Genomic DNA, 25,655 nt, shown 5'->3' on the forward strand with positions numbered 1-25,655 from the left:
GTGCAACCCTTCTGTGCGCCGTTGCACCGGTGAATTGCGCGACCCGCTTGGGTCGTTGCTGGTGTTAAGCAATGCCTGTGCCAGATTGGACGCACTGGTGTGGGGCGCTAGGACGGTACGCAATCAACAGGCTGGCCTGCCCAGGCTCTGCATCTGCAGCCTCTGGCGGTCTGTTGCCGTGCCGGCGTACCCCGCTGCTCGGTCATCGCGAGTCTGTAATTGACGAGCAGGCCTTCTGGGCACGCCGTTCAATCGCTTCGCTATGCCCATTCTTGGGTGCTTGAGTTCGCCGAGCTGTTGGCTCTTGCACCCATTTGGTTCGGGTCTAAATTGAATGACGCGTTTTGTTGAATTAATGGCGGTGAAAAATCCATTGATAAAAGCGATCGAAATATCGCTTTTAGTGTCTGATTTGTGCGTTGAGCCGTCCAAATCCCGGTGTGTGAAACATTTCTTTTCATTTATGCTGATTGCGCAGCGGTGCTCTCGGTTTGGGGCAGTGGCGGCCTCTTAGGCAAAGAGTTCACTGGCGTGTTGGCGTGAAGTGGCTTTTCAGGAGTTATCTATGCGAATGAACCTGCCTGTTGTCTCTCAGGAGTACCCTTTCCCTAAAGGCGAAACACTGGTCTCGACGACCGATCTGAAGGGGCGCATCCTCTACTGCAACCCCATGTTTGTGGAGGTCAGCGGCTACGAAAGGCAAGAGTTGCTGGGTCAGCCCCACAACATGATCCGCCACCCTGAGATGCCAGAAGAGGCCTTTCGCGACATGTGGGACACCATCGCAAAGGGCATCCCCTGGTCCGCCGCCGTGAAGAACCGCCGCAAAAACGGCACCTACTACTGGGTGATGGCCAATGTCACGCCTCTCATGCAAGGGGACCAGCCCGTGGGCTACATGTCGGTGCGCACCGAAGCTACCCGCGAGCAGATTCAGCAGGCCGAGCAGCTGTACAAGACCATGCGGGCCGAGAAAGAGGCCGGTACCTTGGTGCACAAGCTGCGTGCCGGGCGATTGATCAAAGACAACCTGTGGGGGCGTACCACTGAGCTGCTGCGCTTGGGCGCGCTGGGCAAGATGCTGCTGAGCATGTGCGCTGTGGTGCTTGCCGCCTGGCTGGCTGCATCGGCAGGGGGGCACAGCCTGTCGCTGGTGTCTGGCTTGGCCTGGTTGGGTGTTCTGGCCTTGGCCGTGGGGGCGGCCGCCTATTTGCACAACGTGACGATTGCCCCCCTGAACCAGATGCTGCTGTGGGCCAACCGCATGGCGGCGGGGGACTTGACCCAGAAGATTCAAGTGTCGCGCGATGACACCGCAGGGCATTTGCAAAAAGCCCTGGCCCAGCTCAATGTGAATTTGCTCTCCATCGTGCGCGATGCGCGCCAGGAGGCCGAGCGCATGCAGTTGTCCACCCAGGAAATCGCGCAAGGCAACCAGGACCTGTCAGCGCGCACCGAATCCCAGGCGAGCAACCTGGAACAGACGGCGGCTTCGATGGAGGAGATCACCGGCACCGTGCGGCAAACTGCCGAGTCTGCCCGCCGTGGCACCGAGCTGGCCACCCAAGCCACTTCGGTGGCTGAGCACAGCAGCGAAGTCGTCAACAGCGTGGCCGCTACCATGAAGCAGATCCAATCCGCCTCCGGGCGTATCAGCGAGATCACGCAGTTGATCGACAGCATTGCCTTCCAGACCAATATCCTTGCGTTGAACGCTGCGGTGGAGGCCGCCCGTGCGGGCGAGCAGGGCAGAGGCTTTGCGGTGGTGGCTTCGGAGGTGCGCAGCCTGTCGCACCGCACCCTCGCGGCCGCCAAAGAGATTCGGCAATTGATTGACGACTCGGCTAACAAGGTGCAAGAAGGCAACGTGAAGACGGACATGGCGCAAAAAACCATGTCTGAGTCACTGGACCTGGTGCGCCGGGTGAATGCACTGATGGGCGAAATCCACGGTGCCTCCAGCGAACAACTCAGCGGCATCTCTCAAGTGAACTCTGCCGTGGCTCAGTTGGACACCATCACCCAACAAAACGCAGCACTGGTCGAAGAAAATGCCGCATCTGCCATGCAATTGAGCACCCAAGCCAAGTCTGTCTCAGAGACGGTGCAGGTGTTCCGCATTGATGCATCGTCCAGCGCACGCAGCGTGGACGCTGTGGCGCTGCGCAAGTCCATGAAGGCAGATTCAGGCCAGAGGGCATTGGCTGAGGCTTGAGGCCTGTGGGCTGCAATCGCCTGGACTGGCGGCCTTTGCGCAGGGTTGGGCACACAATGCCAGCATGCGAATCATGAAGCAGCTCAATCACCTAGGTTCTGCCGTCTTGCTGGCAGTGGTCGTCATGCTGGCCGCCATTCTCTTGCTGCACAGTGGAGGGCTGGTGGTTGACTGGAAGCCCAAAACCACGCCGTATCGTTTGGTCAGCAACCCCTTCATTGGATGGAGTCTGGTGCTGGTCCTGGGGGCGTGGCTGTGGTGGATACGCAAAGGGCCGCCACTGGCGCAATGCGTGGCGGCCCTGTTGCTCGTCGGCTTTGTTTGGTGCCTGGCCGCTGTCACTGCGCTGTTTTGGGATGCTTTTTTGTCTCCCGTTCTGGTGTGCGCGGCGTTGCCTGTGCAGCTCGCGGCGATCAGCACGCTTCGGTCTTTGGTGAACGAGCGTGGCGTGGCCCCACCGGGTTAGTGTTTCACGTCAACCTGGCCGTGCCCTTGGCTGGGTTGCCCCCGGATCTGCGCTACCGATGACAGGCGGTGGCCTCAAGTGCTCTCCCGCACCGTCAATTCAAACCCCAGGTTCACCGAGTTGCTCTCGGGCCGTTGCCCTTGCATCAGGGCCAGCAGCATGCGTGCTCCGGCCTCGCCCATGGCAGCGCGGGGGGTGCGCACCGTGGTCAGGGGGGGCAGCATCTGGTCGCTGCCCGCGAGGTCGTTGAAGCCTGCAATGGCCACGGTGCCCGGCACGGCAATGCCCAGGCGCTGGGCGGCGAGCAGGCCACCTTGGGCCAAGTCGTCGTTGCAAAAGAAGATGGCGTCCACCTGCGGGCGGGTGCGCACGATGTCTTCGAGCAAGGTGGCACCCAGGCGGATGGAGGAGGGCTCGGGGCTGAGCACCTCCAGTTTGGCGTCATACAGGCCTGCATTACGCAGGCAGCGCCGGTAGCCCTCGGCGCGTTGCAGCGTGCGGGGGTCTAGCTGGGCGGCCGCAAAGGCAATGTGGCGGTAGCCGCGTTGCAGCAGGTGCTCGGCCATGGCATAGCCCGCGTCTTGCTGCGAAAAGCCGGTGCAGTACACGCCTGCGGCGGCTGTCACCTCCATCAGGTGCACGCAGGGCACGCCGCTGGCGGCAATCATCTGGCGGGCGTTTTCGGTGCGGTCAAAGCCCGTGACCAGCAGGCCTGCCGGGCGGTGGGCCAGGTAGGTGCGCAGCAGTTGCTCTTCCTCCAGCGGGTCGTAGTGGGTCACGCCGATCAAGGCCTGATAGCCCAGGGGAAAGAGCACGCGGTGCACGGCATCCAGCACATCCACAAACAAAGCGTTGGACAGCAACGGCACCAGCACGGGCACCTGCACGCTGCGTTGCGATGCCAGGGCGCGCGCTGCGGGGTCAGGCACATAGCCCAGTTGCTGCACGGCGACCTTTACGCGGTCGACCAAGTCTTGCGCTACGCCACGTTCGCCCCGCAAAGCGCGCGATGCGGTGATGGGGCTCACGCCGGCGGCTTTGGCCACGTCGCTCAGGGTGATGCGGCCACTGGAGCGGCGTTTGCTGTCGGGTTTGGTCAAGGGTTTTCCCTCGTTGGGGTTTGAGGATGTGGATTTAGGATAGCGCTGTCCTTGCTCTGGAACAAGGCGGAATTCCCTATTCTGTGGCAATTTCGACAGGAATCCGGTCTCGCAGCACACCAATAGGCGGTGTGCTTTTTTAGAATTTAATGGGATAGCGCTACCAATATGTCTGTGAACAGTTCTTCGGTGTTTTTGGTGGTCATGGGGGTGGCGGGTTGTGGCAAGTCCAGCCTGGGTCAGTCCCTGGCGGCTGCGCTGCAACTGCCGCTGATTGAGGGGGATGACCACCACAGCGCCGCCAGCCGCACCAAGATGAGCCAGGGCGTGCCTTTGACCGATGCCGACCGCGAGGGTTGGCTGACGGAGTTGGGCCAGTTGCTGCAGGCCCAGCCTGAAGGGGCTGTGTTGACCTGCTCAGCGCTCAAAAAAGCCTACCGCGACCGGTTGCGTGCCGCTTGCCCCTCGCTGCGCTTTGCGTTCTTGCAGATTGACCGGGCTGAGTCGGAAGCCCGCGTCAAGGCGCGCGCACAAACCCATTTTTTCTCGGCAGCGCTGGTGGACAGCCAGTTCGCCACGCTCGAATCCCCCACGGGCGAGCCCGGCGTGCTGACGCTGGACGCCGCCTTACCTTTGTCCACGCTGGAGCAGCAGGCCTGCGCCTGGCTCACTACCCTGGAGGCCGCATGAGCGCCGCATCTCCTTCTTCGCCCGCACCCGCTCCGCAGGGTGAGGGCAGCACGGCCAGCAGCCGTTTCACCCGCATCGCCAGTGTGCTGATGGCCTTGTGCCTGGGCACCATGGCCGTGGCCGTTTTCTCCAACGTGGTGCTGCGCTACGGCTTTGGCAGTGGCGTGCCCGCCAGCGAAGAGCTGTCGCGCTTGCTGTTTGTCTGGATGGTGTTCATCGGTGCTGCGGCGGCTTACCCCGCCGGTGAGCACATGGCCTTTACCAGCCTGGCGGGTCTGCTGGCCCGCAAGCCGCTGGCGTTTGGGCTGCTCACGGCAGTGATTCGGCTGCTGGTGATTGCGGCTTGCGTGATGTTGGGCTGGGGAGCCTGGCAGCAGGTGGTGGTGGGCATGGGCAGCCATTCGGTGGTGCTGGGGTACTCGTCGGCCCTGCTGCCGTTGCCTGCCTTGTTGTGTGCGCTGGCCATTGGCGTGATGGCTTTGGTGGAACTGGTGCAGCGCAAGCCGCTGGACCTGGGCCACGGTGCGGAGGTGGAGTGATGTTGGGAATGACACCTGAAGCCATGGCCTTCGTGGTCTTTTCGGTGGGCATGTTGGTGCTGATGGGCACGGGCATGAACATGGGCCTGGCCCTGGTGCTCACGGGCGCTGGCATGGCCTGGGTGCTGGATTTTTGGGACACGCAACTGCTGGCCCAGAACCTGGTAGCGGGGGTGGACAGCTTTCCGCTGCTGGCGGTGCCGTTCTTCATCCTGGCTGGGGAGCTGATGAACTCGGGCGGCATCAGCCGCCGCATCATTGACATGGCCCAGGCCTGGGTGGGGCACATCCGTGGCGGCCTGGGCTACGTGGCCATCGGCGCAGCGGTGCTCATGGCCAGCATGAGTGGCTCAGCCCTGGCAGACACGGCCGCGTTGGCCACCATCTTGCTGCCCATGATGCGCCAGCAAGGCTACCCCATGAACACCTCGGCGGGGCTGATCGCCTCGGGCGGCATCATCGCGCCCATCATCCCGCCGTCCATGCCGTTCGTGATCTATGGCGTGACAACCAACACCTCGATTTCGGCGCTGTTTGTCTCGGGCATCGTGCCTGGGTTGATGATGGGTGCCGGTTTGATATTCGCCTGGCGCTGGGTGCTGCGCGACCTGGACTTGCCCAAGGGCGAGCCACTGCCGGTGAAAGACCGCCTGCGTGCCACTGCCCGTGCGTTCTGGGCCATGCTCATGCCGCTCATCATCATCGGGGGCATGAAGTCGGGCGTTTTTACGCCCACCGAGGCTGCCGTGGTGGCCGCGTTCTATGCGCTGGTGGTGGCGCTGTTCATCCACCGCGAAATGCGCGTGCCCGAAATCTACGGTGTGCTGGTGCGGGCGGCCAAAACCACCTCCATCGTCATGTTCCTGTGCGCTGGCGCGCAAGTGGCCAGCTACATGATCACGCTGGCCGACCTGCCCAATGTTCTGACTAACTGGCTGGGGCCGTTGGTGCAAAGCCCGCGCCTGTTGATGGCCGTGATGATGATCGTGCTGGTGCTGATTGGCACGGCACTGGACCTCACGCCCACCATCCTGATCTTTGCTCCGGTGATGTTGCCCATCGCCGTGAAGGCGGGGATCGACCCGGTGTATTTCGGCCTGATGTTCGTGCTCAACGGCGCCATTGGCCTCATCACACCGCCTGTGGGCACCGTGCTCAACGTGGTGGCTGGCGTGGGGCGCATTTCCATGCACAGCGTCATCAAGGGCGTGAACCCTTTTCTGCTCACTTATGTGCTCATCCTGGCGCTGCTGGTCGTGTTCCCGCAGATCGTGACTGCGCCCGTCGTCTGGCTGAGATGACGTAGCCCCTGAGTCGTTTGATTTTTCCTCTGTCTTTTCCTCCCTCACCACAATGGAGACAACCATGAAAACCTTCCGTCGCACCCTTTTGGCCGCCTTGTCGGTGGCTGCGCTGGCCTGCTCGTTTCAGGCCGCTGCGCAAGACTTCAAGCCGCGCATCATCCGCTTTGGTTACGGGCTTAACGAAGTCTCCAACCAGGGCCGTGCCACCAAGCTGTTTGCCGAAGAGGTCGAGAAAGCCTCGGGCGGCAAGATGCGGGTGCGCGCTATTGGCGCGGCCGCGCTGGGCTCTGATTTGCAAATGCAGCAGGCGCTGATTGGCGGTGCGCAAGAGATGATGGTGGGCTCCACCGCCACCCTGGTCGGCATCACCAAAGAAATGGCCATTTGGGACACCCCCTTTCTGTTCAACAACGCCAGGGAAGCCGATGTGGTGCTGGACGGCCCCGTGGGCCAGAAGGTGATGGACAAGCTGCAGGAAAAAGGCCTGGTGGGCCTGGTTTACTGGGAGAACGGCTTTCGCAACCTCACCAACAGCAAACGCCCCGTGGCCAAGCTGGAGGACATGAACGGCATCAAGCTGCGCGTGATGCAGAACAACGTCTTCCTCGACAGCTTCAAGACCCTGGGCGCCAACGCCGTGCCGCTGCCATTCTCTGAACTGTTCACCGCGCTGGAAACCAACACCGTGGATGGCCAGGAGAACCCCTTCAACACCATCTTGTCGAGCAAGTTCTATGAGGTGCAGAAGTACCTCACCGTCACCAACCACGTCTACAGCCCCTGGATCGTGCTGGTGAGCAAGAAGTATTGGGATGGTCTGTCAAAGGCCGAGCAAAAGGTGCTGCTGGACGCGGCCAAAAAGAGCCGCGACTTTGAACGCCAAGACACCCGAGCCGAAGCCGACAAGGCACTGGCCGACTTGAAGGCTAAGGGCATGCAGGTCAACGACCTGCCCGCTGCCGAAGCGGCCCGCATGCGCGAGAAACTGGCGGCGGTGAACGCCAGCATCGCCGCCAACGTGGGCGAAGCCCTGTGGAAGGAAGTGCAGGGCGCTGTGGCGCAAGCACGCCCCGCCAAGTGAGCGCAGGGCAGGGAGTAGGCTCAGGGTGGGCTTCCACCCTGACGGCGTAGTCAAACCGTCCACGCAAAAGCCAGCGGCCCTTGGGCCGCTGGCTTTTGTGCTTTTCACGGTCTGTCACTGTGGATGCCGGGCACAGGCCTGCCGCGCAACCAGCGCCTGGCTTGGTAACCAGACGTCTCATCAAGGCATCTACGGTTGCATTCAACGCACAGATGGGCTGAAATGTTCTAAGAACCTGTTCAATGCCTTTTCGGGGATCGCATTGGAGTGCAATCGGGATGAGTGGATGCTTCGGGTGCGCCGCATGGGCTCGTGCCCATGCAAGCAGCCGGGGCATCCAATCGCCCGATTTCACTCCAACCCTTCGGGCAAGTGGCTTGCCGGGCGGTCTGCGTTGTTGCAACGCTTGCCAATAGCACGGGCTATTGGCTGCGCGCTGCGCCTAGCAGCCCATCCCTGCAAGCCACTTGTGCGACCCCGAAAAGGCATTGAACAGGTTCTGAAGCCTGCTCAATTCTTTTTGGGTAGAGCCCTGAAGGGGCTTGAACAGGTCGGTTCATCCATCGTGCTTTGCGCTCTACCGGGAGGTTGCCATGACCGTTGTTGCCGAAATCCTGAAATCCAAACCCGACGCCACCGTGCACACCGTGCGCCCCGCCGATTCGGTGTTGGACGCCTTGCGCCTGATGGCCGAAAAGGGCATTGGAGCCCTGCTGGTGACACAGGACGATGACCGCATCGTGGGCATCTTCACCGAGCGCGACTACGCCCGCAAGATTGCATTGCTGGGCCGCACATCGGCCGCCACCCAGGTGCGCGATGTGATGACCCCCGATGTGCTGTTTGTGCGACTGCACCAGACCAGCGAGCAGTGCATGCAGATCATGAGCAACAACCGCTTGCGCCACTTGCCGGTGGTCGAGAACGAGAAGCTCGTGGGCATGATCTCCATTGGAGACTTGGTCAAGGACATCATCTCAGAGCAAAAATTCATCATCGAGCAGCTGGAGCAATACATCACCGGCCACCGTTGATTCAAGCCCCTGGCGCGCTGCGCAAGGGGGCCGCCCGCTGCTGCGTCAGCGTTGCAAGCGGAAATGTGCCATCGCGCTGCTGACCTGATCGGCCTGCGAGCGCAGTCCCTGCGATGCAGCAGCGGTTTCCTCCACCAGGGCGGCGTTTTGCTGGGTCATGCGGTCCATGTGCCCCACCGCCTCCAGCACCTGCGAGATGCCTGAGGCTTGCTCGGTGCTGGCGCTGCTGATCTCGGCCATGATGCCGCTGACCCGGGCAATCGCCTGCACGATGCCTTGCATGGCCTGGCCCGCGCTGTCGGCCTGGCGAGAGCCTTCGTCCATGCGCTGCACCGAATCGGTGATGAGTGCCTTGATCTCATGGGCGGCCTGGGCTGAGCGCTGGGCGAGGCTGCGCACCTCGCTGGCCACCACCGCAAAGCCCCGCCCTTGCTCGCCTGCGCGGGCCGCCTCCACCGCTGCATTCAGCGCCAGGATGTTGGTCTGGAACGCAATGGAGTCGATCACCCCGGTGATGTCTGCGATCTTGCGTGAGCTTTCGTGGATGCCCTGCATGAACGCGACCACCTTTTGCACTTGCGCGCCGCCGTGCTCTGCTTCTTCGCTGGCCTGGCGGGCCAGTGCGTGGGCCTGGTTGGCGCTTTGGCTGTTGGCGTTCACCGTCTGGTTCAGGGTTTCCATCGATGCGGCGGTTTGCTCCAGCGCGCTGGCTTGCTGCTCGGTGCGCGCACTCAGGTCTTGCGTGCCTGTCGCAATCTCGACGGATGCTGTGTGCACCGTAGCGATGGACTGCTGAATGCCTTGCACCGTGTGTGCCAGGGCTCGGGTGGATTGGTGCAGCGCACGGGCGATGTCGCCAAACTCGTCGTGGGTGTTCAGTTGCAGAGGGTGGCCCAGGTCGCCCGCCGCCAGGGCCCGGGCAGCGCCCAGGGTTTGCTGCACGGCGGCTTGCGCCTGGCGCACCGTGGCCAGGCTCACCCACAGGGTCACCACCAGGGCGGCCAGCAGTGCGGCGCTGAACCACCACATGAAGCGCTGTGCCTGTGCCACCCGCTCTTCCAGTAGGGTGTCCAGGGTTTCGTAGCCTTTGGCGATGAGGGCAAATTGGGTGTCGATAGCCTCGGTCAGGCTGGCGAAGTAGGCTTTGGGGGCATGGCTCAGCTCGGTGGGCGCGAGCAGTTGCTCTTGCATGGTTTGTAGTGCCCGGCTGGCACCTTCTGCGGCCTGCTTTTGTGCAGTGGCCAGTGCGCGCTGCACCCGCGGGTCGGCCTCGCCAGAGCGGCTGAGCAGTGCCTGGGCCTTGTCGGCCTGCAAGCGGGCGGTGGTCACCACAGTCAGGATGGCGGCGCGGTCCGCGGGGCTCAGCTCGCGGCGCGTGAGGGCTGCGGCGCCCAGTGCGCGGGCCTGGCCCAGCGATTCGGTCAGACCGGGCAAGTGCTCCAAGGCACCCGACATCAGGTAGTAGCTGGCGGCCTCGGGATCCAGTGTCAACGTAGAGGCATCCAGCACTTGGTACAGCCAGTCCAGCTGCAGCCTGATGAGTGCTGTGTGGGCGCGAAAGCTATCAGGCGCCTTGGTGCTCGGCGCAACGACCAGTGTCGTGAGTGCGCCCCAATCGGCTTGCACCTGCTGGGCCAGTGGCTGCAGTTTGCGGTTATGTGCGCTGCTGGCCAGGGCTGTGGCCGATTGCAGTGCCTGGGCCAGTGCTGCTTGCACCTCAGCCTGCTTTTTCTCACGTTGCGCGATGAAGTCTGTGTTGCCTGACAGGGCTCCGTTCGAGAGGCCCCGGTGCTGCTGGCTTAACTGAATGAGGCGCAGCACCTGCTCGGCAGGCTTGAGGCCGGATTGCTCGGTCTGCCCGCTGCGCAGGGCCTCATAGCGTGCTTGCAGCACCAGGGCCGAGGCAACAATGGCCAGCAGGGAGCTGGCCGCGCACACCAGTGCAAATTTTTGCCAGAGTTTGAGGCGCGCAATCAGCGCATTCATCCTGGTGGTTCCCATGTTGATTTGGCGACTCTCATGCGACAGAGTCCGCAATTCAGTTTAGGCCCGCCCCAGGGGGGCGGGGGTGAGGTGCACGCTCAGGCAGCGGTTTTTTCTACATGGGTTTGACGTGTGTATAAAAAGTCGATCACCGCCTTGCGGTACTGCACGTAGTGCGGGTCTTCCGCCAGCTCCACGCGCTTGCGCGGGCGGGGCAAGTCCACGTGCAGCACCTCGCCGATGGTGGCGGCGGGGCCGTTGGTCATCATCACGATCTTGTCGGACAGCAGCACGGCCTCGTCTACGTCGTGCGTCACCATGACCACGGTGCTTTGGGTGCGCGCCACGATTTCCAGCAACTCGTCTTGCAGCTTGGCGCGGGTCAGGGCGTCCAGCGCGCCAAAGGGCTCGTCCATCAGCAGCACCTGGGGCTCCATGCTCAGCGCACGGGCAATGCCCACGCGCTGCTTCATGCCGCCCGATATTTCGCCGGGGCGCTTTTGGCCCGCATGCGTCAGGCCCACCAGGGCCAGTGCGGCGTCGGTGCGGGCCTTGAGCTGTGCTTTGTTTTCCTTGGCACCAAAAACGCGCTCCACGGCCAGGTAGATGTTGTCAAAGCAAGTGAGCCAGGGCAGCAGAGAATGGTTCTGGAACACCACCGCGCGTTCAGGGCCAGGGCCCTTGATCTCTTTGTTGGCGCAGATCAGCACCCCGTGGGTGGGGGTGGTGAGGCCTGCAATCAGGTTCAGCAGGGTGGACTTGCCGCAGCCCGAGTGCCCAATCAGCGCCACGAACTCGCCTTTGGCAATGTGAAGGTCGATGTCGCGCAGCGCCGGAAACAGCCCCTTGGCGGTTTTGAACGTTTGCTCAACGCCCTGGACTTCGATGAACTTGGTCGATAGCGATGCATGGGTCGATGGTGCGGTGGCGTTCATGCTTTGACCTCTTCAAAAGTAAATGCGGTGGCCAGCTTGATGAGTGCGTACTCCAGCACCAGCCCGACGATGCCGATCACGAAGATCGCGATGATGATGTTCTTGACGTTCAGGTTGTTCCACTCGTCCCACACCCAAAAGCCGATGCCTACGCCGCCCGTGAGCATCTCGGCCGCCACGATCACCAGCCATGCTGTGCCCACGGCCAGGCGGATGCCGGTCAGCATGTAGGGCAGCACGGCGGGGAAGAGGATCTTGGTGGCGATCTTCCACTCCGACAGTTGCAGTACGCGGGCCACGTTCATGTAGTCCTGCGGCACGCGTTGCACGCCCACGGCGGTGTTGATGACCATGGGCCAGATGGAGCAGATGAAGATGGTCCAGATGGCGGCCGGGTTGGCACCCTTGAACACCAGCAGGCCAATGGGCAGCCACGCTAGCGGCGACACCGGGCGCAGCAGGCTGATGAGCGGGTTGAACATGCGCGACAGGAAGTTGAAGCGCCCGATGACAAACCCGGCCGGAATGCCCACCAGCGCCGCCAGCCCAAAGCCCACCGCCACGCGCTGCAGGCTCATTAGCACGTTCCAGCCCACGCCCTGGTCGTTGGGGCCATTGCGGTAGAAGGGGTTGCTGAACACCTCCACCGCCTGGCCCCAGGTCTCCAGCGGGCCGGGGATGCTCTTGCCCGTGGAGACGGACACCATCGACCAGACCGCCAGCAGCAGCGCAATGCCGCAGGCGGGTGGCAACACCGCCATCCAGAAGTTGCGCGACCACGCCGCCATGTCGCGGCCAGCGGCCTTGGTGGGGGTGGATGCCATGGTTTTTGAGGTGTTTTGGGCTGTAGCGCTCATGGGTAAAGCGCTAGGCGCTATGGAGTTTGTAGCGGGCTTGTCCGCGTGGGGCGCGGCATCCAGCGGGGTGTGAAAAACAGCACTGACCATGGCGATCTCCTGGTTTCATCGTGGGGGATGGCGGGGCGTGGGGGTTGCGATGAAGGGGCGGGCCTCAGGCCTTGAGCTTGAAGCCGTCGGCGTACTTCTTGGGGTCCTTGCCGTCCCACACCACGCCGTCGATCAGCTTGTGGCTGCGCATGTCGCTCTTGGGCAGCGGCGTTTTGGACGCGGTGGCGGCCTGCTTGTACAGATCGATCCGGTTGATGGCCTTGGCCACGCCCGCGTAGTCGGGGTGATCCTTGAGCAGACCCCAGCGCTTGTGCTGGGTGAGGAACCACATGCCGTCAGACAGGTAGGGGAAGTTCACCGCGCCGTCGTTGTAGAACTTCATGTGGTTCGGGTCGTCCCAGCTCTTGCCCATGCCGTCCTGGTAGCGGCCCAGGATGCGCTGGTTGATCGCGTCCACACTGGTGTTCACATAGGCCTTGCCCGCAATGGTTTCGGCCATCTTGTTCTTGTTGGCCAGGCCTTCGTCGATCCAGCGGCCCGCTTCCAGGATGGCGGCTGTCACGGCGCGGGCGGTGTTGGGGTACTTTTGCGCAAACTCTGCCGTGGTACCCAGCACCTTCTCGGGGTGGTCTTGCCAGATGGCTTGTGTGGTGCTGGCCGTGACCCCGATGCCGTCCATGATGGCGCGCTGGTTCCAGGGCTCGCCCACGCAAAAGCCGTCCATGTTGCCCACGCGCATGTTGGCCACCATTTGCGGTGGGGGCACGGTGATGACCTTGGCGTCCTTCATGGGGTCAATGCCATGCGCGGCCAGCCAGTAATACAGCCACATGGCGTGGGTGCCGGTGGGGAAGGTTTGGGCAAAGGTGTATTCGCGCTTTTCGCTGGCCATCAGCTTGGCCAGCCCGGCGCCGTTCACAGCGCCCTTGTCCGCCAGCTTTTTAGACAGCGTGATGGCCTGGCCGTTGTGGTTCAGGTTCATCAGCACGGCCATGTCTTTCTTGGGGCCGCTCACGCCCAGATGCACGCCATACACCAGGCCATACAGCACGTGGGCAAAGTCCAGCTCGCCGTTCACGAGCTTGTCGCGCACACCGGCCCAGCTGGCTTCCTTGGTGGGGATGATGGTGACGCCGTACTTCTTGTCGATGCCCAACACCGAGGCCATCACCACGCTGGCGCAGTCGGTCAGCGGGATGAAACCGATCTTGACCTCTTTCTTCTCAGGCGCATCTGAGCCCTGGGCGTGGACAAGCGCACGCAGTGCGGGGCTGACACCCACGGCACCCACGGTGGCCGCTTGCAGCACGGTGCGGCGGTGGAGGCTGGTTTTCAACAAATCGGTCATGGCACATCCCTCAAGGGCAAGTCGGTGAAGAAAACAAAAAAGGCGTCCTCACGCCTGGCACGGCTGCCGGGGCAGCGCGTTGCAAGGGTGGGGACGCCTTTGTCCTGGGTGGAGCCTGGAACGGGTCCGGGGCTCCTTGCCAGCACCTACCCGCCGTTGGGTCTGTGCTGTCAGTGGTCAGACCAGCATTGGTCTTGCACTGTGCAATGCAAGGGGCGTGCCAGAACTCGCTGCGCCATGTTGGCGCATAGATGGCTATTGATTTGATAGCTGCCTACGCTTGATTCATAAGCGCTAGGAGGTTGTGTGGTTTCGAACAGAGTTGCCGCAACGGCGGTGAGGGGATTGCACAGCGTTTGTGCGGCGCACCATTTGGGGCGAGGTCTGCGGCCTTGGGCGTGGCCCAGACGAGGGATAGCAAGCCAAGGGCCTACGCTGGCCGCACCGCACCGCACCGCACCGCACCGCAGCGAGGGCATCGTCCCTCTTCCCGAATCATGCGAGCGATTCGAGAGGAGGGGGAAGGCGCGTATCGCCTCAGGGGGATGCTCTGTGCGTCAGCCCAGCAGGTCCATCACGTCCAGCATGCGCTGCGCCACGTCCACGAGCTTGAGGCCCTTGTCCATGGCCGTTTTGCGCAGCTTGTCGTAGGCGGCTTGTTCACTCAGGCCCTGGCGCTGCATGAGCAGGCCCTTGGCGCGGTCGATGGTTTTGCGGTCTTTGAGCTCGGTCTTGGCGCCGGCCAGCTCGGCACGCAGGGCCTGCTCGTGCTGAAAGCGCGCCATCGCCACATCCAGAATGGGGCGTATGCGCTGCGGTGCCAGCCCCGCCACGATGTAGGCGGACACGCCCGCGGCCACCGCGTCCTTGACGTGCGAGGTGTCCTCGTCGTTGGTGAACATAACGATGGGCCGACGCGCATCGCGCGTGGCCATCACCACGTGCTCCAGCGCATCGCGGGCTTCGCTCTCGGCGTCCACGATGATCAGGTCGGGCTGCAACTGCGCCAGCCGGTCGCTCAAGAAGACATCGGCGGGCAGTGTGGCAACGAGGTTGAAGTTGTTCTCCAGCAGACCAATGCGCAACGCCTTGGAGCGCTGCGCCTGCAGCAGCGCGTGCTCATCATCCGGGTCGGTCACGGCCAGGTCGGGGGCAACCACCACGATACGTAATGCCTCATTCATACCACTACTTTAAGCAAGATTTACGCCACATTTTGGTGCACTGCTGCGGTGCACAGGGCGGTGGCTTGCGCTGCCGTGGCTTACGGGGCCTGAAACTTGCTAATAAATGTAACCCTGGCAGGGCATACCCGATGGTGCGGGGCCCCGCTGCTCTTCTATACCTCCGGTCACTTGATCATTCATCTCATATTCAGGAGCCCACTGCATGAAGAATCACATTGCGCGTCGCCGTTTCCCGGTGGCCTTGGCACTGCTGCCCGCCCTGGTGGCGGCGGCCCTGCTGGCCGGGTGCGGCAAGGTGCCAGACACCCTCAAGATCGGCGTAGCCCAGCCCCTGACTGGCCCGCTGGGCGCGCTGGGGCAAGACTTGCTCAACGGTGTGAACTTGGCCGTGCAAGAGCTGAACAAGGACGGCTTCGTGGTGGACGGCAAGCGCGTCAAGCTGGAAGTGGTGGCGGTGGACGACAAGGCTGACGCAGCCACGGGCAAGCAGGTCGCCCAGCAACTGGTGGACGCCGGCGTGGTGGCGGTCATTGGCCACCTCAATTCGGGCGTGAGCATCGAGACGGCGCCTATCTACGCGGGCAAAAGCATCCCGCAGATCGCCATCTCCACCAACCCCAAGTTCACGCAACTGGGTTTTGACACCTCCTTTCGCATGGTGGCCAACGACACCTTGCAGGCGCGCGCCATTGGCTCGTTTGCGGCCACCCAGCTGGGCGCTGCCCGCTATGCTGCGCTGGACGACGGCACGCCTTATGGCAAAGGCCTGGCCGACGGCGCTGCTGCGCAGCTCAAGGTCGAGAACAGGGAGGTCCTGGTGCGCAAGTCGTTTGACGACAAGACGGTGGAGTTTGAAGCGCTCGCAGGCGAGCTGAAGGCCGCTCGCGTGGAGGTGATCGTCTCCACCCTCAACGACTTCCAGGCCCTGGCACTGCTCAAAGAGCTGCAGAAGGTGGGCCACACCAAGGTGCAACTGCTGGGTGGCGACACCATCAAGACCACCGACATGCTCAAGGGCGCAGGCCTGATCGAGGGGCTCTACGCCACTTCCCCCGTGCTGGAGGCCAAGGAGTTCACCACGGGCAAGCCGTTCCTCGAAAAGTACCTGGCTGCCTACAAAAAGCCTCCGGCTTACGGTGGCCACTACAGCTACGACAGCACCTATGTGCTGACCGCCGCGATCCAGAAGGCCAAGTCGGCCGACCCCAAAGAGATCACCAAAGCCATGCACGCCATCAACGGCTACGCCCCCGTCATCGGCACCATGAGCTGGGATGACAAGGGCGAGCAGCGCTATGGCGCCGTGGGCGTGTACGAACTGCGCGGCGGCAACTGGGAGCTGCGTATGCGGTCAGACCGTTGGTAAGACCGATGGGCCACGCTGTTGTGGGCAGGCTCTTACACTCGGGGCATGAGTTTGCTGATCCTGGGTATTGAATCTTCTTGCGACGAAACCGGCGTGGCGCTGGTGCGTTCATCGGGCACCGGTGTGCCCACCTTGTTGTCCCATGCGCTGCACAGCCAGATCGAAATGCACCAGGCCTACGGCGGTGTGGTGCCTGAGCTGGCCAGCCGCGACCACATCCGCCGCGTGCTGCCACTGGCCACGCAGGTGCTGCACGATGCTGGTCAGACCCTGACCGACGTGGACGTGGTGGCCTACACCCAGGGCCCCGGCCTGGCGGGTGCCTTGCTGGTGGGCGCGGGCGTGGCCTGTGCGCTGGGGGCTGCGCTGGGCAAGCCCGTGCTGGGCGTGCACCACCTGGAGGGGCATTTGCTCTCGCCCTTTCTGAGTGCAGACCCGCCAGAGTTTCCGTTTGTGGCGCTGCTCGTGTCGGGCGGCCATACCCAGCTCATGCGGGTGGACGGGGTGGGGCGCTACGAAATTTTGGGCGAAACCATTGACGACGCTGCGGGCGAGGCGTTTGACAAATCCGCCAAGCTCATGGGCCTGGGCTACCCCGGCGGGCCTGCCTTGTCGCGCCTGGCGCAGCAGGGCGATGCCACTGCCTTCAAGCTGCCACGGCCACTGCTGCACAGCGGCGATCTGGATTTTTCGTTTGCCGGGCTCAAAACGGCGGTGCTGACCCAGGCCAAAAAGCTGGGCGACGACCTGGAAGCCCGCAAGGCCGACCTGGCCGCCAGCACTGAGGCGGCAATTGTCGATGTGCTGGTGCGAAAGACCCTCACGGCCCTCAAGCAAACGGGCCTTAAGCGGGTGGTGGTGGCGGGCGGTGTGGGCGCCAACCGCCTGCTGCGCGAGCAACTCAACACGGCCTGCGAGAAAAACCGCGTGCGCGTGCACTACCCCGAGCTGCACCTGTGCACCGACAACGGCGCCATGATTGCCATGGCCGCCGCCATGCGCCTGCAATCCGGGCAACAGCAGGCCAACACTGCCTACGCCTTTGACGTGAAGCCGCGCTGGCCGTTGGATGCGATTACCGCCCCTGCGGGTTGATCAGCTTCGCTGCAGGATGTTTTGCTATTGAAAATATAGCTGCTAGCGCTTATTTATCAAGCGCTAGAGCCCAAAAACACCCAATATCAGAACGGATAGTGGCGTGGCGCTGTCTGCACCGTGATCCAGCGCAGCTCTGTGAACGCATCAATCCCCGCCTTGCCGCCAAAGCGGCCGTAGCCTGAGGCCTTCACGCCACCAAAGGGCATCTGCGCCTCGTCGTGCACCGTGGGGCCGTTGACGTGGCAAATGCCCGACTCGATGCGCCCGGCCACTTGCCAGGCACGCGCCACATCGCGCCCAAACACGGCGGCTGAGAGGCCGAACTCGTTGTCGTTGGCGCAGGCCACGGCTGCCTCCACGCCGTTGACTCGCACGATGGCCTTGACGGGCGCAAAGGACTCCTCGCGGTAGATGTGCATGGCAGGCGTCACATGGTCCAGCAGCGTGGCGGGCATGAGCGTGCTGTCGGCCTTGCCGCCGCACACCAGCGTGGCGCCCTTGGCCAGGGCATCGTCGATGAGGGCGTTGCAGCGGGTGACGGTGGCTTGGTCTACCACCGAGCCCAGCACCACCGGGCCCTTGCGCGGGTCGCCCAGCGGCAGGCTGGTGGCGCGTGCGGCCAGCTTGGTTACGAACTCGTCGGCCACTGTCTCGTCCACCACGATGCGCTCGGTGGACATGCAGATCTGCCCCGAATTGGCGAACGACCCGAAGGTGGCGGCCGCCACGGCGGCGTCCACATCGGCATCGTCCAGCACCACAAAGGGGGCCTTGCCGCCCAGCTCCAACACGGCCTGCTTGAGGTGTTTGGCACAGGTTTGGGCAATGATGCGGCCCACCTTGGTCGAGCCGGTGAAGTTCACGCGCCGCAGGGCAGGGTGGGCCACCATGGCCTCCACTACGGCGCCCGCATCGGCGGGGGCGTTGGTCACAAAGTTGACCACGCCCGGTGGCAGCCCGGCTTCCTGCAGCGCCTCAATGATCAGGCCGTGCGTGGCGGGGCACAGCTCCGAGCCCTTGAGCACCACCGTGTTGCCGCAGGCCAGTGGCGTGGCGATGGCGCGCACGCCCAGAATCACCGGCGCATTCCACGGTGCAATGCCCAGCACCACGCCCGCAGGCTGGCGCACCGCCATAGCCACCGAGCCCGGCACGTTAGAGGGAATCACCTCGCCATTGATCTGCGTGGTGATGGCCGCGGCTTCGAGCAGCATGTCGGCCGCCAAATGCACGTTAAAGCCCGCCCACAAGCCCGATGCGCCGGTCTCTGCCGCCATGGCCTGGGCAAAGGCGTCGGCCTTGGCCTCCAGTGCGTGGGCGGCTTTCATCAGCAGGGTGCGGCGCGCACCTGGCCCCAGGGCCGCCCAGGCAGGAAAGGCCTGTGCCGCAGCCTCTACCGCCGCCACGGCATCGGCCACGTTGGCTGCAGGCGCCGTGGTGGCCACGGTGTGGTCCAGCGGGTTGCGGCGCTCAAACGTGGCACCGTTGGTCGCAGCGCGGGGCTGCCCGCCGATCAGCATGGAAATGGGGTTCATGGGGTGTCTCCTTTGGGGTGTAAACCGTGGCGATGGACTGGTCACCGGCCCAAGCCACGCGCCTTGTCGATGCTAGCCAGCACACCTTGCATTGGCTTGACCCACAGCGCACAGCGGTGTTGACTGAGAGTGCACCCCACCTAGGGATAACCCCCGGCAACCCACCTGCGCAGCGCAGGGTCTTGGCCCGCCACCCATAATGGCCCGCACCCCAGGACACCTCTCCCCCTATGGCCGAAGCGACCCGCCTCACCACCGACAACCTGCCGCCGCAGCAGGCCGCGCTGGCTTGGCGCGACTGGATGGCCACGCTGTTTGACGGGCTGGAGTCTGATCTGTACGGCGACACCGGCTTTGATGGCCACCTGCACACCGCCTGGGCCGGTGATGTGGTGCTGACGCAGCTAGAGGCCAACCGCCACCGCGTCATCCGCCGCCCACGCGCCGCCCGTGCAGGCACGCAGCGCTATCTCAAAATCGTCGCGCCCTGGCAGGGCCAGGCGCTGGTGCAACAGCACGGGCGGCAAGCAGCGGTGCAGCCCGGTGGCTGGGCCATCTACGACACCACGGGCAGCTACGAAGTGGCCAATCCCCAGCGCAGCCGCCACCTCATCGTGAGGGTGCCGACCAGCCAACTGACCGAGCGCGGCCTGCACCTGCCCACGCTGATGGGCCGTGTGGTGGGCGGCCACGCGGGCATATCGCGCGTGGCGCTGGACGTGATGCGCAGCACCTACAACGAGCTGCCCAGCATGACCCCCGAGGCCGCACGCGGCGCCGGTCGCCTGATTGGCGAGCTGGTGTGCCTCTCGCTGCAAGAGCTGGCCGGGCAGGCCCCTGCTGCCGCGCTGCACGAGGCCTTCAAAGACCGCATCCGCGCCTATATCGCCCAGCACCTGAGAGACCCGGCGCTGAACATCGAGCGCATGGCCCAGGGGTTGAACTGCAGCAAGCGCCACCTGCACAACGCCTTTGCCGACACCGACGAAACCCTGGCCGAACACATCCTGCGTCGCCGCTTGCAGGCCTGCATGGATGAGATGCGCCACCCCGACTGCCGCCACCGCACGATCAGCGAGATCGCCTTCTCATGGGGCTTTAGCAGCGGGGCGTATTTCAGCCGGGTGTTCCGGGCGCATGTGGGGGTGTCGCCTACGGAGTACCGGATGGGGGTAGTCGGCTAGTCGCGGCTCGGATGGGGGTTGGCATGGGTTGGTTGCCAAACCAAATGATTCTTCGGTATTTGGCTTGTGCGCTGCATGTCCTGCGCGGTGCCGCATGGCAGAGGTTTGAGCGCTCCCATTTCTTTACCAAAGGTTGACACAAGCGCCTTCCGGGCGACAAGGTAAGCCGTGACAATGGATTTTTATTGAGAATGATTTTCAAATACGTCCATGAAGTCTTTTCTTTTCCAGTCACCAGTCTCGCCAGGCAATCGCCCGCGCAATGGGGCCGTTGCCTTGCCCGCATTGGCATTGGCCTTGGTGCTGGCGGGTTGCAGCAGCCTGCAGCCGCACAGCGCCGATGTACCCGCAGTGCCTGTGCCCGCCGGGTGGTCCGTCGCCAGCGCAGGGGTTGTGGCCACGCCGCTGGCGCAGTGGTGGGGTCGGCTGGGTGACCCGGAGCTGACGGCGCTCATCACTGAAGCGCTGGCTGCCAACACCTCGGTGCGCAGTGCGCAGGCGGCATTGCAGCAGTCGCGGGCGCTGGTTGATGTGCAGACGGCAGGCACCCTGCCGCAGATCGGCGCCTCGGCCTCGGCGCAGCGCAGCCGCTCTTCCGGCAGCACGGGCAACAGCTACAGCGCTGGGTTTGATGCGAGCTGGGAGCCCGATGTGTTTGGCCGCCTGCGCGCCGGGGTGACGGCCACCGAGGCCGATGCCCGCGCGGCAGAAGCCAGCCTGGCCGATGTGCAGGTGTCGCTGGCCGCCGAGGTGGCGGTGAACTACATCGAGCTGCGCGGCTTGCAGCAGCGCCTGCAGATTGCGCGCAGCAACTTGGCCAGCCAGCAAGAAACCCTGCAGATTGCCCAGTGGCGCCTGCAGGCGGGCCTGACCACCTCGCTGGTGACCGAGCAGGCACGCGCTGCAGCCGAGCAGACCGCTGCCCAGGTGCCCGCACTTCAAAGCAGCCTGGCCCAGTCGCGCCACAGCCTGGCCGTGCTGACAGGGCAAGCGCCTGCGGCGTTGGATGCGCGCCTTGCGGCCACTGCGCCGGTGCCCACGGCGCCCAATGACCTGGCTTTGGACATCCCTGCGCAAACGCTGCGCCAGCGCCCCGATGTGCGGGCTGCAGAGCACCGCGTGGCAGCCGCCGTGGCGCGGGTGGCCCAGGCCGATGCGGCGCGCTACCCAGACTTTTCGCTCAGCGGTTCCTTGGGCCTGCGTGCACTGACCTTGGGCACGCTGACGGGGGGCAACTCGGTCGCCAGTGCGCTGGCGGCCAGCCTGTCTGCTTCGCTGTTCGATGGTGGCGCGGCCAAAGCCCAAGTGCGGTCGCAGCAAGCAGCGCTGGAGCAGGTGCGTGTGGGTTATGAAGCCACTGTGCTCACTGCGTTGAAAGACGTGGAGGACGCCCTGGTGGCGTTGCAAGGCGACCGCGAACGCCTGGCCCGCCTGCAAGCCGCAGCCGATGCCGCAGCCAACGCCGCGCTGATGGCGCAACAGCGCTACAGCAGTGGCCTGATCGACTTTGCCACCGTGCTGGAGACCCAGCGCACGCAGCTGTCTGCGCAAGACAGCGTGGCAACCACCGTGGCCAGCGTGGCGGCCGATCATGTGCGCCTGTACAAGGCCCTGGGCGGCGGCTGGCAGTAGTCGTGGCAGGGCTCGCACTGGCCCGCCTTGTGTTGCGTGTTGGTGTAACGGCACCCCAAGCGTTTGTCAGTGCATGGCCCCCTGGCCCACGACCTTCCTATTTTGATGACCCTATTTCTCACATTCCATGAACCATCCTGACGCTTCTGTGAATTCCTCTTCCCCTCAGCCTGCCGCACCCCAGACCACGGTGGCAAAAGGCCTGAACGACCTGCTGGGCAGCGCGCCACCGCGCCGCTGGTGGCAGCGCACCACGGTGTGGCTGGGCGTGGTGGGTCTGCTGGTGGTGGCGGGCGGTGTGTACGCCTGGCAAGCCAGCAAGGCCGCCAGCGCGGCCCCCAGCTTCGTGTCCGAAGAGGTGCGGCGCGGCAATCTCACGCTCAGCGTGGCTGCCAATGGCACGCTGAACCCCACCCGAACGGTCACCATCGGCAGTGAGCTGTCGGGCACGGTGCGCAGCGTGTTGGTGGATGTGAACGACAAGGTCAAAAAAGGCCAGGTGCTGGTGGAGCTGGACACCGCCAAGCTCGAAGCGCAGGTGCTGCGCTCACGGGCATCGCTGGCGTCGGCCCAGGCCAAGCTGGCCCAAGCCCAGGCCACTACGAAGGAGGCCGAGGCCGGCTTTGCGCGCCTGCAAGAGGTGGCGCGCCTCTCGGGCGGCAAGGTGCCATCGGCCACCGAGCTGGACGCCGGGCGTGCCACGCTGGACCGCTCCAAGGCCGATGAACTCAGCGCCCGCGCGTCGGTCGATGACGCCAAAGCGGCGCTGTCTACCGACGAAACCAGCCTGTCCAAGGCCTCCATCCGCTCGCCTATCAACGGGGTGGTGCTCACCCGCAGCGTAGAGCCCGGCAACGCCGTGGCTGCATCGCTGCAAGCCGTGACGCTGTTCACCGTGGTGGAAGACCTGACGCGCCTGCGGCTGGATGTGAGCGTGGACGAGGCCGATGTGGGCTCGCTCACCGTGGGGCAAAAGGCCAGCTTTACCGTCAGCGCCTACCCCTCGCGCCGCTACCCGGCCGAGGTCACGCGCGTGTCCTTTGGCTCCACCAAGACGGACAACGTGGTGACCTACATCACCTGGCTGGACGTGGACAACAGCGATTTGAGCCTGCGCCCCGGCATGACGGCAGCGGCCACCATCACCTCGACCGAGCGCAACGATGTGCTGCTGGTGCCCAACACCGCGCTGCGCTTTACCCCGGCCCAGGCCGGGGCTGAGTCTGCAGGCAAGCCTGCCAGCGGCAACCGGGGCATCGTCTCGCAACTCATGCCCGGCCCGCCACGCAGCGCGCCCTCGGGTCGCAAGCCTGCCGGTGGCGGTGGGCAGCGCGAAGGCGCAGGCCAGACGCGCCAGATCTGGCTGCTCAAGGACGGCGCGCCGCAGCCGCTGACGGTGAAGGTCGGCATCAGCGACGGCCGCATGACCGAAGTCAGCGCCGAAGGCCTGGAGCCCGGCGCCAAGGTCATCACCGACCAGCGCACTGGCAAGGCCACGCCATGAGTGCGCTAACGGTTGGAAGCGGGGGCACGGATGCTGCGCCGCCCATCATCGAACTGCGGGGCGTGACCAAGGTCTATGGCGAAGGTGCGCTGGCGTTTCAGGCTCTCAAGGGCGTGGACTTGTCGATTGCGCAGGGCGACTTCGTGGCCATCATGGGCCCCAGCGGGTCGGGCAAATCCACGGCCATGAACACGCTGGGCTGTCTGGACCGCCCCACCACGGGCGAATACCTGTTCAAGGGCGTGCATGTGGAGGCTCTGTCGCGCGATGAGCGAGCGATGCTTCGCCGCCACTACTTTGGTTTTGTGTTCCAGGGCTTTAACCTGCTGGCGCGCACCTCGGCGCAAGAGAACGTGGAGCTGCCCTTGCTGTACCGGGGCGAGCCAGCGGCTGTGCGCAAGGCAGCCGCTGCGCGGGCGCTGGATGCCGTGGGCCTCAAGGGTTGGGAGCACCACACACCGGCCGAACTCTCGGGCGGGCAGCAGCAGCGCGTGGCCATTGCCCGCGCCATCGTCACCGAGCCCGTGGTGCTGCTGGCCGACGAGCCCACCGGCAACCTCGATACCCAGCGCAGCCACGAAATCATGGAGCTGCTTTGGCGGCTGAACGCCGATTTGGGCATCACCGTGCTGATGGTGACGCACGAGCCGGACATGGCCGAGTACGCCCGCCGCATCGTGCGGTTTGTGGATGGCGTGGTGGACACCGACGCCATCAACGCCTCGCCCGCAGGGCTGCGTGCCAAGCCCGTGGCAGCAATCACTGCGCCCGCAGTGCAAGGAGCGGTGTGATGCTGTTCAGTACGATTCTTTTGGCACTGCGCTCTATCCGGCGCAACCTCATGCGCTCGTTCCTCACCATCCTGGGCATCGTCATTGGCGTGAGCGCGGTCATCACCATGGTGACCCTGGGCAATGGCGCCACCATGGCAGTGCAAACACAAATTTCAAGCCTGGGCACCAACTTGCTGCAGGTGCGCCCCGGTCAGCGCATGGGGCCAGGCGGCGGCACTGGCGCGCCCTCGTTCAAAGACACCGATGCCGATGTGATTGCGCAGCAAATCGGCGGCATTCTGGCCGTGGCGCCTGAGGCGCGCGCGAGCGCTACCTTGGTGGCTGGGGGGCGCAACTGGACCAGCAGCGTGATCGGCAGCACCAACGCCTGGCTGGAGACCGGTAACTGGACCTTGCAGGCCGGAGGCCGCGCGTTTTCTGAGCCCGAGCTGCGTGCGGGCGCGGCGGTGTGCGTGGTGGGCGAGTCCATCCGCCGCGAGCTGTTTGGTGGCCGCGACCCGGTGGGTGAGCAACTGCGCGTCAAGGCCTTCTCTTGCGAGGTGGTGGGCGTGCTGACGTCTAAAGGGCAGGGCGCGTTTGGCAACGACCAAGACGACATGGTGCTCATCCCCATCAAGACCCTGCAGCGGCGCGTGACGGGCAACACCCGCGTGAATACGCTGCTGGTGTCGATGCAGGATGGCAGCGACCCTACCCGCGTGAAAAGCGCGCTGACGCAACTGCTGCGCGAGCTGCGAAAGCTATCGGACACCGATGAAGACAACTTCAACGTGCTCGACACCAAGCAACTGGCCGACACTTTGTCGGGCACCACCAAGGTGATGACCATGCTGCTGGGCGCGGTGGCTGCCGTGAGCCTGCTGGTGGGCGGCATCGGCATCATGAACATCATGCTGGTGAGCGTGACCGAGCGCACCCGCGAGATTGGCCTGCGCCTGGCCATTGGTGCGCTGGAGCGCGAGGTGCTGTTGCAGTTCTTGATCGAGGCCGTGGTGTTGGCCGCTCTGGGCGGGCTGGTGGGCATTGTGCTGGCCACAGCCGCATCGCTGGGGCTGGCGCAGGTGATGGGCGTGCCCTACCTGTTCAACCCTGGGGTCAACCTGCTGTCGTTTGTGTTCTCGGCGGGCATTGGCGTGGTGTTTGGCTACTTTCCGGCCCGCCGCGCGGCGCACATGGACCCGATTGACGCGTTGCGCCACGAGTGAGTGGCGTGTTCACCATCCATTGCGGTGGTGATGTGGCCAGCGCACAGGCACAAAAACCCCTTTCGGAATCTCCGAAAGGGGTTTTTTTATGGGGACGGATTTGATGACCTGGGCGTGCAGGGCGCGGTACCCCAGAGATGCTTCAGTGGATGGTCAGCGAAGTGGCTTTACTCACGGGCTCCACGCGCACCAGTGTCAGGGTGAGCACGCCGTTTTCCAGCTTGGCCGTGCTGGCAGCTGCGTCAATGTCTTGGGCCAGTTCCCAGGCGCGCTGCACCTGGCGGGGGGCGCCTTCGGCGCTTTGCAGCTTCACCACATTGCCTTCGATGGTGATGTTCAGCTGCTCGCGTGAGAGGCCCGGCACATCCAGCTGCAGCGTGGTGCTTTTCTCGTCCTGCGTCACGGTGCAGCCTGCTGTGGTGGGCTGAGCCGCAGCGGTGGCGCCCAGGCTGCCCATGAGAAAACGTTGCAAGGCCAGGTCGGCGGCGCGTGGGGTGGGGTTGAAGGCGGCGCGGCGGATCACGGGGGCGAAGATCATGGGGTACTC

At 64.2% G+C, this 25,655-nt stretch carries 22 protein-coding genes; 14 read left to right on the forward strand and 8 right to left on the reverse strand.

Going from position 1 to position 25,655, the window contains the following annotated elements; translation table 11 throughout:
• Window positions 1–565 precede the first annotated feature (565 nt).
• Window positions 566–2,215 (forward strand): PAS domain-containing methyl-accepting chemotaxis protein, encoded by a 1,650-nt coding sequence (locus tag C8C98_RS16625; protein ID WP_121455192.1) that lies wholly within the window; start codon window positions 566–568, stop codon window positions 2,213–2,215.
• Between the two features lie 73 nt (window positions 2,216–2,288).
• The gene (locus C8C98_RS16630; protein ID WP_121455193.1) at window positions 2,289–2,681 is read left to right on the forward strand and encodes a hypothetical protein; all 393 of its coding nucleotides are present in this window, start codon (window positions 2,289–2,291) and stop codon (window positions 2,679–2,681) included.
• Between the two features lie 74 nt (window positions 2,682–2,755).
• Here C8C98_RS16630 and C8C98_RS16635 read toward each other — a convergent pair whose 3' ends face one another.
• Window positions 2,756–3,781, reverse strand: coding sequence for a LacI family DNA-binding transcriptional regulator (locus C8C98_RS16635; RefSeq protein WP_121455194.1), 1,026 nt, complete (start codon window positions 3,779–3,781; stop codon window positions 2,756–2,758).
• 168 nt (window positions 3,782–3,949) lie between these two features.
• Here C8C98_RS16635 and C8C98_RS16640 point away from each other — a divergent pair, with 168 nt between their 5' ends.
• The 5 genes from C8C98_RS16640 to C8C98_RS16665 all read left to right on the forward strand — a co-directional run bounded on the left by C8C98_RS16640 (window position 3,950) and on the right by C8C98_RS16665 (window position 8,429).
• Window positions 3,950–4,471, forward strand: coding sequence for a gluconokinase (locus tag C8C98_RS16640; protein ID WP_233574576.1), 522 nt, complete (start codon window positions 3,950–3,952; stop codon window positions 4,469–4,471).
• The gene (locus C8C98_RS16645) at window positions 4,468–5,010 is read left to right on the forward strand and encodes a TRAP transporter small permease (RefSeq protein WP_121455195.1); all 543 of its coding nucleotides are present in this window, start codon (window positions 4,468–4,470) and stop codon (window positions 5,008–5,010) included. The genes C8C98_RS16640 and C8C98_RS16645 overlap by 4 nt, the downstream gene beginning before the upstream one ends.
• Window positions 5,011–5,018: 8 nt before the next feature.
• Window positions 5,019–6,311 carry a TRAP transporter large permease gene (locus tag C8C98_RS16650; RefSeq protein ID WP_121455196.1) on the forward strand — a complete coding sequence of 431 codons (1,293 nt, stop codon included), beginning with the start codon at window positions 5,019–5,021 and terminating at the stop codon, window positions 6,309–6,311.
• Window positions 6,312–6,375: 64 nt separating this feature from the next.
• Window positions 6,376–7,395, forward strand: a complete 1,020-nt coding sequence (locus C8C98_RS16655; protein WP_121455197.1) for a TRAP transporter substrate-binding protein — start codon at window positions 6,376–6,378, stop codon at window positions 7,393–7,395.
• Between the two features lie 593 nt (window positions 7,396–7,988).
• Window positions 7,989–8,429 carry a CBS domain-containing protein gene (locus C8C98_RS16665; protein ID WP_121455198.1) on the forward strand — a complete coding sequence of 147 codons (441 nt, stop codon included), beginning with the start codon at window positions 7,989–7,991 and terminating at the stop codon, window positions 8,427–8,429.
• 45 nt (window positions 8,430–8,474) lie between these two features.
• Here the strand turns inward: C8C98_RS16665 and C8C98_RS16670 are convergent, their stop codons facing one another.
• The 5 genes from C8C98_RS16670 to C8C98_RS16690 all read right to left on the reverse strand — a co-directional run bounded on the left by C8C98_RS16670 (window position 8,475) and on the right by C8C98_RS16690 (window position 14,787).
• Window positions 8,475–10,430 carry a methyl-accepting chemotaxis protein gene (locus C8C98_RS16670; protein WP_121455199.1) on the reverse strand — a complete coding sequence of 652 codons (1,956 nt, stop codon included), beginning with the start codon at window positions 10,428–10,430 and terminating at the stop codon, window positions 8,475–8,477.
• An 80-nt stretch (window positions 10,431–10,510) separates the two neighbouring features.
• The gene (locus C8C98_RS16675) at window positions 10,511–11,347 is read right to left on the reverse strand and encodes an ABC transporter ATP-binding protein (protein ID WP_121455200.1); all 837 of its coding nucleotides are present in this window, start codon (window positions 11,345–11,347) and stop codon (window positions 10,511–10,513) included.
• The gene (ntrB, locus tag C8C98_RS16680) at window positions 11,344–12,294 is read right to left on the reverse strand and encodes a nitrate ABC transporter permease (protein ID WP_121455201.1); all 951 of its coding nucleotides are present in this window, start codon (window positions 12,292–12,294) and stop codon (window positions 11,344–11,346) included. Before ntrB ends, C8C98_RS16675 begins: the two co-directional genes overlap by 4 nt.
• 64 nt (window positions 12,295–12,358) lie before the next feature.
• The gene (locus C8C98_RS16685) at window positions 12,359–13,603 is read right to left on the reverse strand and encodes a CmpA/NrtA family ABC transporter substrate-binding protein (protein ID WP_121455202.1); all 1,245 of its coding nucleotides are present in this window, start codon (window positions 13,601–13,603) and stop codon (window positions 12,359–12,361) included.
• A 557-nt stretch (window positions 13,604–14,160) separates the two neighbouring features.
• The gene (locus C8C98_RS16690) at window positions 14,161–14,787 is read right to left on the reverse strand and encodes an ANTAR domain-containing response regulator (RefSeq protein ID WP_121455203.1); all 627 of its coding nucleotides are present in this window, start codon (window positions 14,785–14,787) and stop codon (window positions 14,161–14,163) included.
• Between the two features lie 205 nt (window positions 14,788–14,992).
• Between C8C98_RS16690 and C8C98_RS16695 the strand changes: the two genes are divergently transcribed.
• Together C8C98_RS16695 and tsaD are read left to right on the forward strand one after the other, a co-directional pair.
• Window positions 14,993–16,156, forward strand: a complete 1,164-nt coding sequence (locus C8C98_RS16695; protein ID WP_121455204.1) for a branched-chain amino acid ABC transporter substrate-binding protein — start codon at window positions 14,993–14,995, stop codon at window positions 16,154–16,156.
• A 45-nt stretch (window positions 16,157–16,201) separates the two neighbouring features.
• A complete protein-coding gene (tsaD, locus tag C8C98_RS16700; protein ID WP_121455205.1) occupies window positions 16,202–17,251 on the forward strand; it encodes a tRNA (adenosine(37)-N6)-threonylcarbamoyltransferase complex transferase subunit TsaD in 1,050 nt (349 codons plus the stop codon).
• Between the two features lie 86 nt (window positions 17,252–17,337).
• Here the strand turns inward: tsaD and C8C98_RS16705 are convergent, their stop codons facing one another.
• Entirely contained in the window at window positions 17,338–18,789 is a 1,452-nt protein-coding gene (locus tag C8C98_RS16705; protein WP_121455206.1) for an aldehyde dehydrogenase, read from the reverse strand.
• 230 nt (window positions 18,790–19,019) lie between these two features.
• On the opposite strand from C8C98_RS16705, the gene C8C98_RS16710 reads away from it, so the two are divergent.
• From C8C98_RS16710 to C8C98_RS16730, 5 genes are all read left to right on the forward strand, one after another.
• Window positions 19,020–19,973 (forward strand): helix-turn-helix domain-containing protein, encoded by a 954-nt coding sequence (locus tag C8C98_RS16710; protein WP_121455207.1) that lies wholly within the window; start codon window positions 19,020–19,022, stop codon window positions 19,971–19,973.
• 210 nt (window positions 19,974–20,183) lie between these two features.
• Complete coding sequence (locus C8C98_RS16715) at window positions 20,184–21,605, forward strand: efflux transporter outer membrane subunit (RefSeq protein WP_121455208.1); 1,422 nt, start codon at window positions 20,184–20,186, stop codon at window positions 21,603–21,605.
• Between the two features lie 127 nt (window positions 21,606–21,732).
• Window positions 21,733–23,109 carry an efflux RND transporter periplasmic adaptor subunit gene (locus C8C98_RS16720; protein WP_121455209.1) on the forward strand — a complete coding sequence of 459 codons (1,377 nt, stop codon included), beginning with the start codon at window positions 21,733–21,735 and terminating at the stop codon, window positions 23,107–23,109.
• On the forward strand, window positions 23,106–23,900 hold the full coding sequence (locus tag C8C98_RS16725; protein WP_121455210.1) for an ABC transporter ATP-binding protein: 795 nt from the start codon (window positions 23,106–23,108) through the stop codon (window positions 23,898–23,900). Before C8C98_RS16720 ends, C8C98_RS16725 begins: the two co-directional genes overlap by 4 nt.
• The gene (locus C8C98_RS16730) at window positions 23,900–25,108 is read left to right on the forward strand and encodes an ABC transporter permease (RefSeq protein ID WP_121455211.1); all 1,209 of its coding nucleotides are present in this window, start codon (window positions 23,900–23,902) and stop codon (window positions 25,106–25,108) included. The genes C8C98_RS16725 and C8C98_RS16730 overlap by 1 nt, the downstream gene beginning before the upstream one ends.
• Before the next feature lie 142 nt (window positions 25,109–25,250).
• Here C8C98_RS16730 and C8C98_RS16735 read toward each other — a convergent pair whose 3' ends face one another.
• Window positions 25,251–25,646 (reverse strand): Hsp20/alpha crystallin family protein, encoded by a 396-nt coding sequence (locus C8C98_RS16735; RefSeq protein ID WP_099740842.1) that lies wholly within the window; start codon window positions 25,644–25,646, stop codon window positions 25,251–25,253.
• Window positions 25,647–25,655: the final 9 nt, after the last annotated feature.

Source organism: Acidovorax sp. 106 (genome assembly GCF_003663825.1).
GTDB lineage: Bacteria > Pseudomonadota > Gammaproteobacteria > Burkholderiales > Burkholderiaceae_C > Acidovorax.

Excerpts from the sequence above, each read along its gene's own strand:
- C8C98_RS16685 (WP_121455202.1), bottom strand. The coding sequence starts at position 13,603 with ATGACCGATTTGTTGAAAACCAGCCTCCACCGCCGCACCGTGCTGCAA.
- C8C98_RS16670 (WP_121455199.1), bottom strand. The coding sequence starts at position 10,430 with ATGGGAACCACCAGGATGAATGCGCTGATTGCGCGCCTCAAACTCTGG.
- C8C98_RS16690 (WP_121455203.1), bottom strand. The coding sequence starts at position 14,787 with ATGAATGAGGCATTACGTATCGTGGTGGTTGCCCCCGACCTGGCCGTG.
- C8C98_RS16630 (WP_121455193.1), top strand. The coding sequence starts at position 2,289 with ATGAAGCAGCTCAATCACCTAGGTTCTGCCGTCTTGCTGGCAGTGGTC.
- C8C98_RS16655 (WP_121455197.1), top strand. The coding sequence starts at position 6,376 with ATGAAAACCTTCCGTCGCACCCTTTTGGCCGCCTTGTCGGTGGCTGCG.
- C8C98_RS16710 (WP_121455207.1), top strand. The coding sequence starts at position 19,020 with ATGGCCGAAGCGACCCGCCTCACCACCGACAACCTGCCGCCGCAGCAG.
- C8C98_RS16725 (WP_121455210.1), top strand. The coding sequence starts at position 23,106 with ATGAGTGCGCTAACGGTTGGAAGCGGGGGCACGGATGCTGCGCCGCCC.
- C8C98_RS16640 (WP_233574576.1), top strand. The coding sequence starts at position 3,950 with ATGTCTGTGAACAGTTCTTCGGTGTTTTTGGTGGTCATGGGGGTGGCG.
- ntrB (WP_121455201.1), bottom strand. The coding sequence starts at position 12,294 with ATGGTCAGTGCTGTTTTTCACACCCCGCTGGATGCCGCGCCCCACGCG.
- C8C98_RS16645 (WP_121455195.1), top strand. The coding sequence starts at position 4,468 with ATGAGCGCCGCATCTCCTTCTTCGCCCGCACCCGCTCCGCAGGGTGAG.
- C8C98_RS16675 (WP_121455200.1), bottom strand. The coding sequence starts at position 11,347 with ATGAACGCCACCGCACCATCGACCCATGCATCGCTATCGACCAAGTTC.
- C8C98_RS16695 (WP_121455204.1), top strand. The coding sequence starts at position 14,993 with ATGAAGAATCACATTGCGCGTCGCCGTTTCCCGGTGGCCTTGGCACTG.
- C8C98_RS16720 (WP_121455209.1), top strand. The coding sequence starts at position 21,733 with ATGAACCATCCTGACGCTTCTGTGAATTCCTCTTCCCCTCAGCCTGCC.
- C8C98_RS16705 (WP_121455206.1), bottom strand. The coding sequence starts at position 18,789 with ATGAACCCCATTTCCATGCTGATCGGCGGGCAGCCCCGCGCTGCGACC.
- C8C98_RS16665 (WP_121455198.1), top strand. The coding sequence starts at position 7,989 with ATGACCGTTGTTGCCGAAATCCTGAAATCCAAACCCGACGCCACCGTG.
- tsaD (WP_121455205.1), top strand. The coding sequence starts at position 16,202 with ATGAGTTTGCTGATCCTGGGTATTGAATCTTCTTGCGACGAAACCGGC.
- C8C98_RS16625 (WP_121455192.1), top strand. The coding sequence starts at position 566 with ATGCGAATGAACCTGCCTGTTGTCTCTCAGGAGTACCCTTTCCCTAAA.
- C8C98_RS16735 (WP_099740842.1), bottom strand. The coding sequence starts at position 25,646 with ATGATCTTCGCCCCCGTGATCCGCCGCGCCGCCTTCAACCCCACCCCA.
- C8C98_RS16730 (WP_121455211.1), top strand. The coding sequence starts at position 23,900 with ATGCTGTTCAGTACGATTCTTTTGGCACTGCGCTCTATCCGGCGCAAC.
- C8C98_RS16650 (WP_121455196.1), top strand. The coding sequence starts at position 5,019 with ATGACACCTGAAGCCATGGCCTTCGTGGTCTTTTCGGTGGGCATGTTG.
- C8C98_RS16715 (WP_121455208.1), top strand. The coding sequence starts at position 20,184 with ATGAAGTCTTTTCTTTTCCAGTCACCAGTCTCGCCAGGCAATCGCCCG.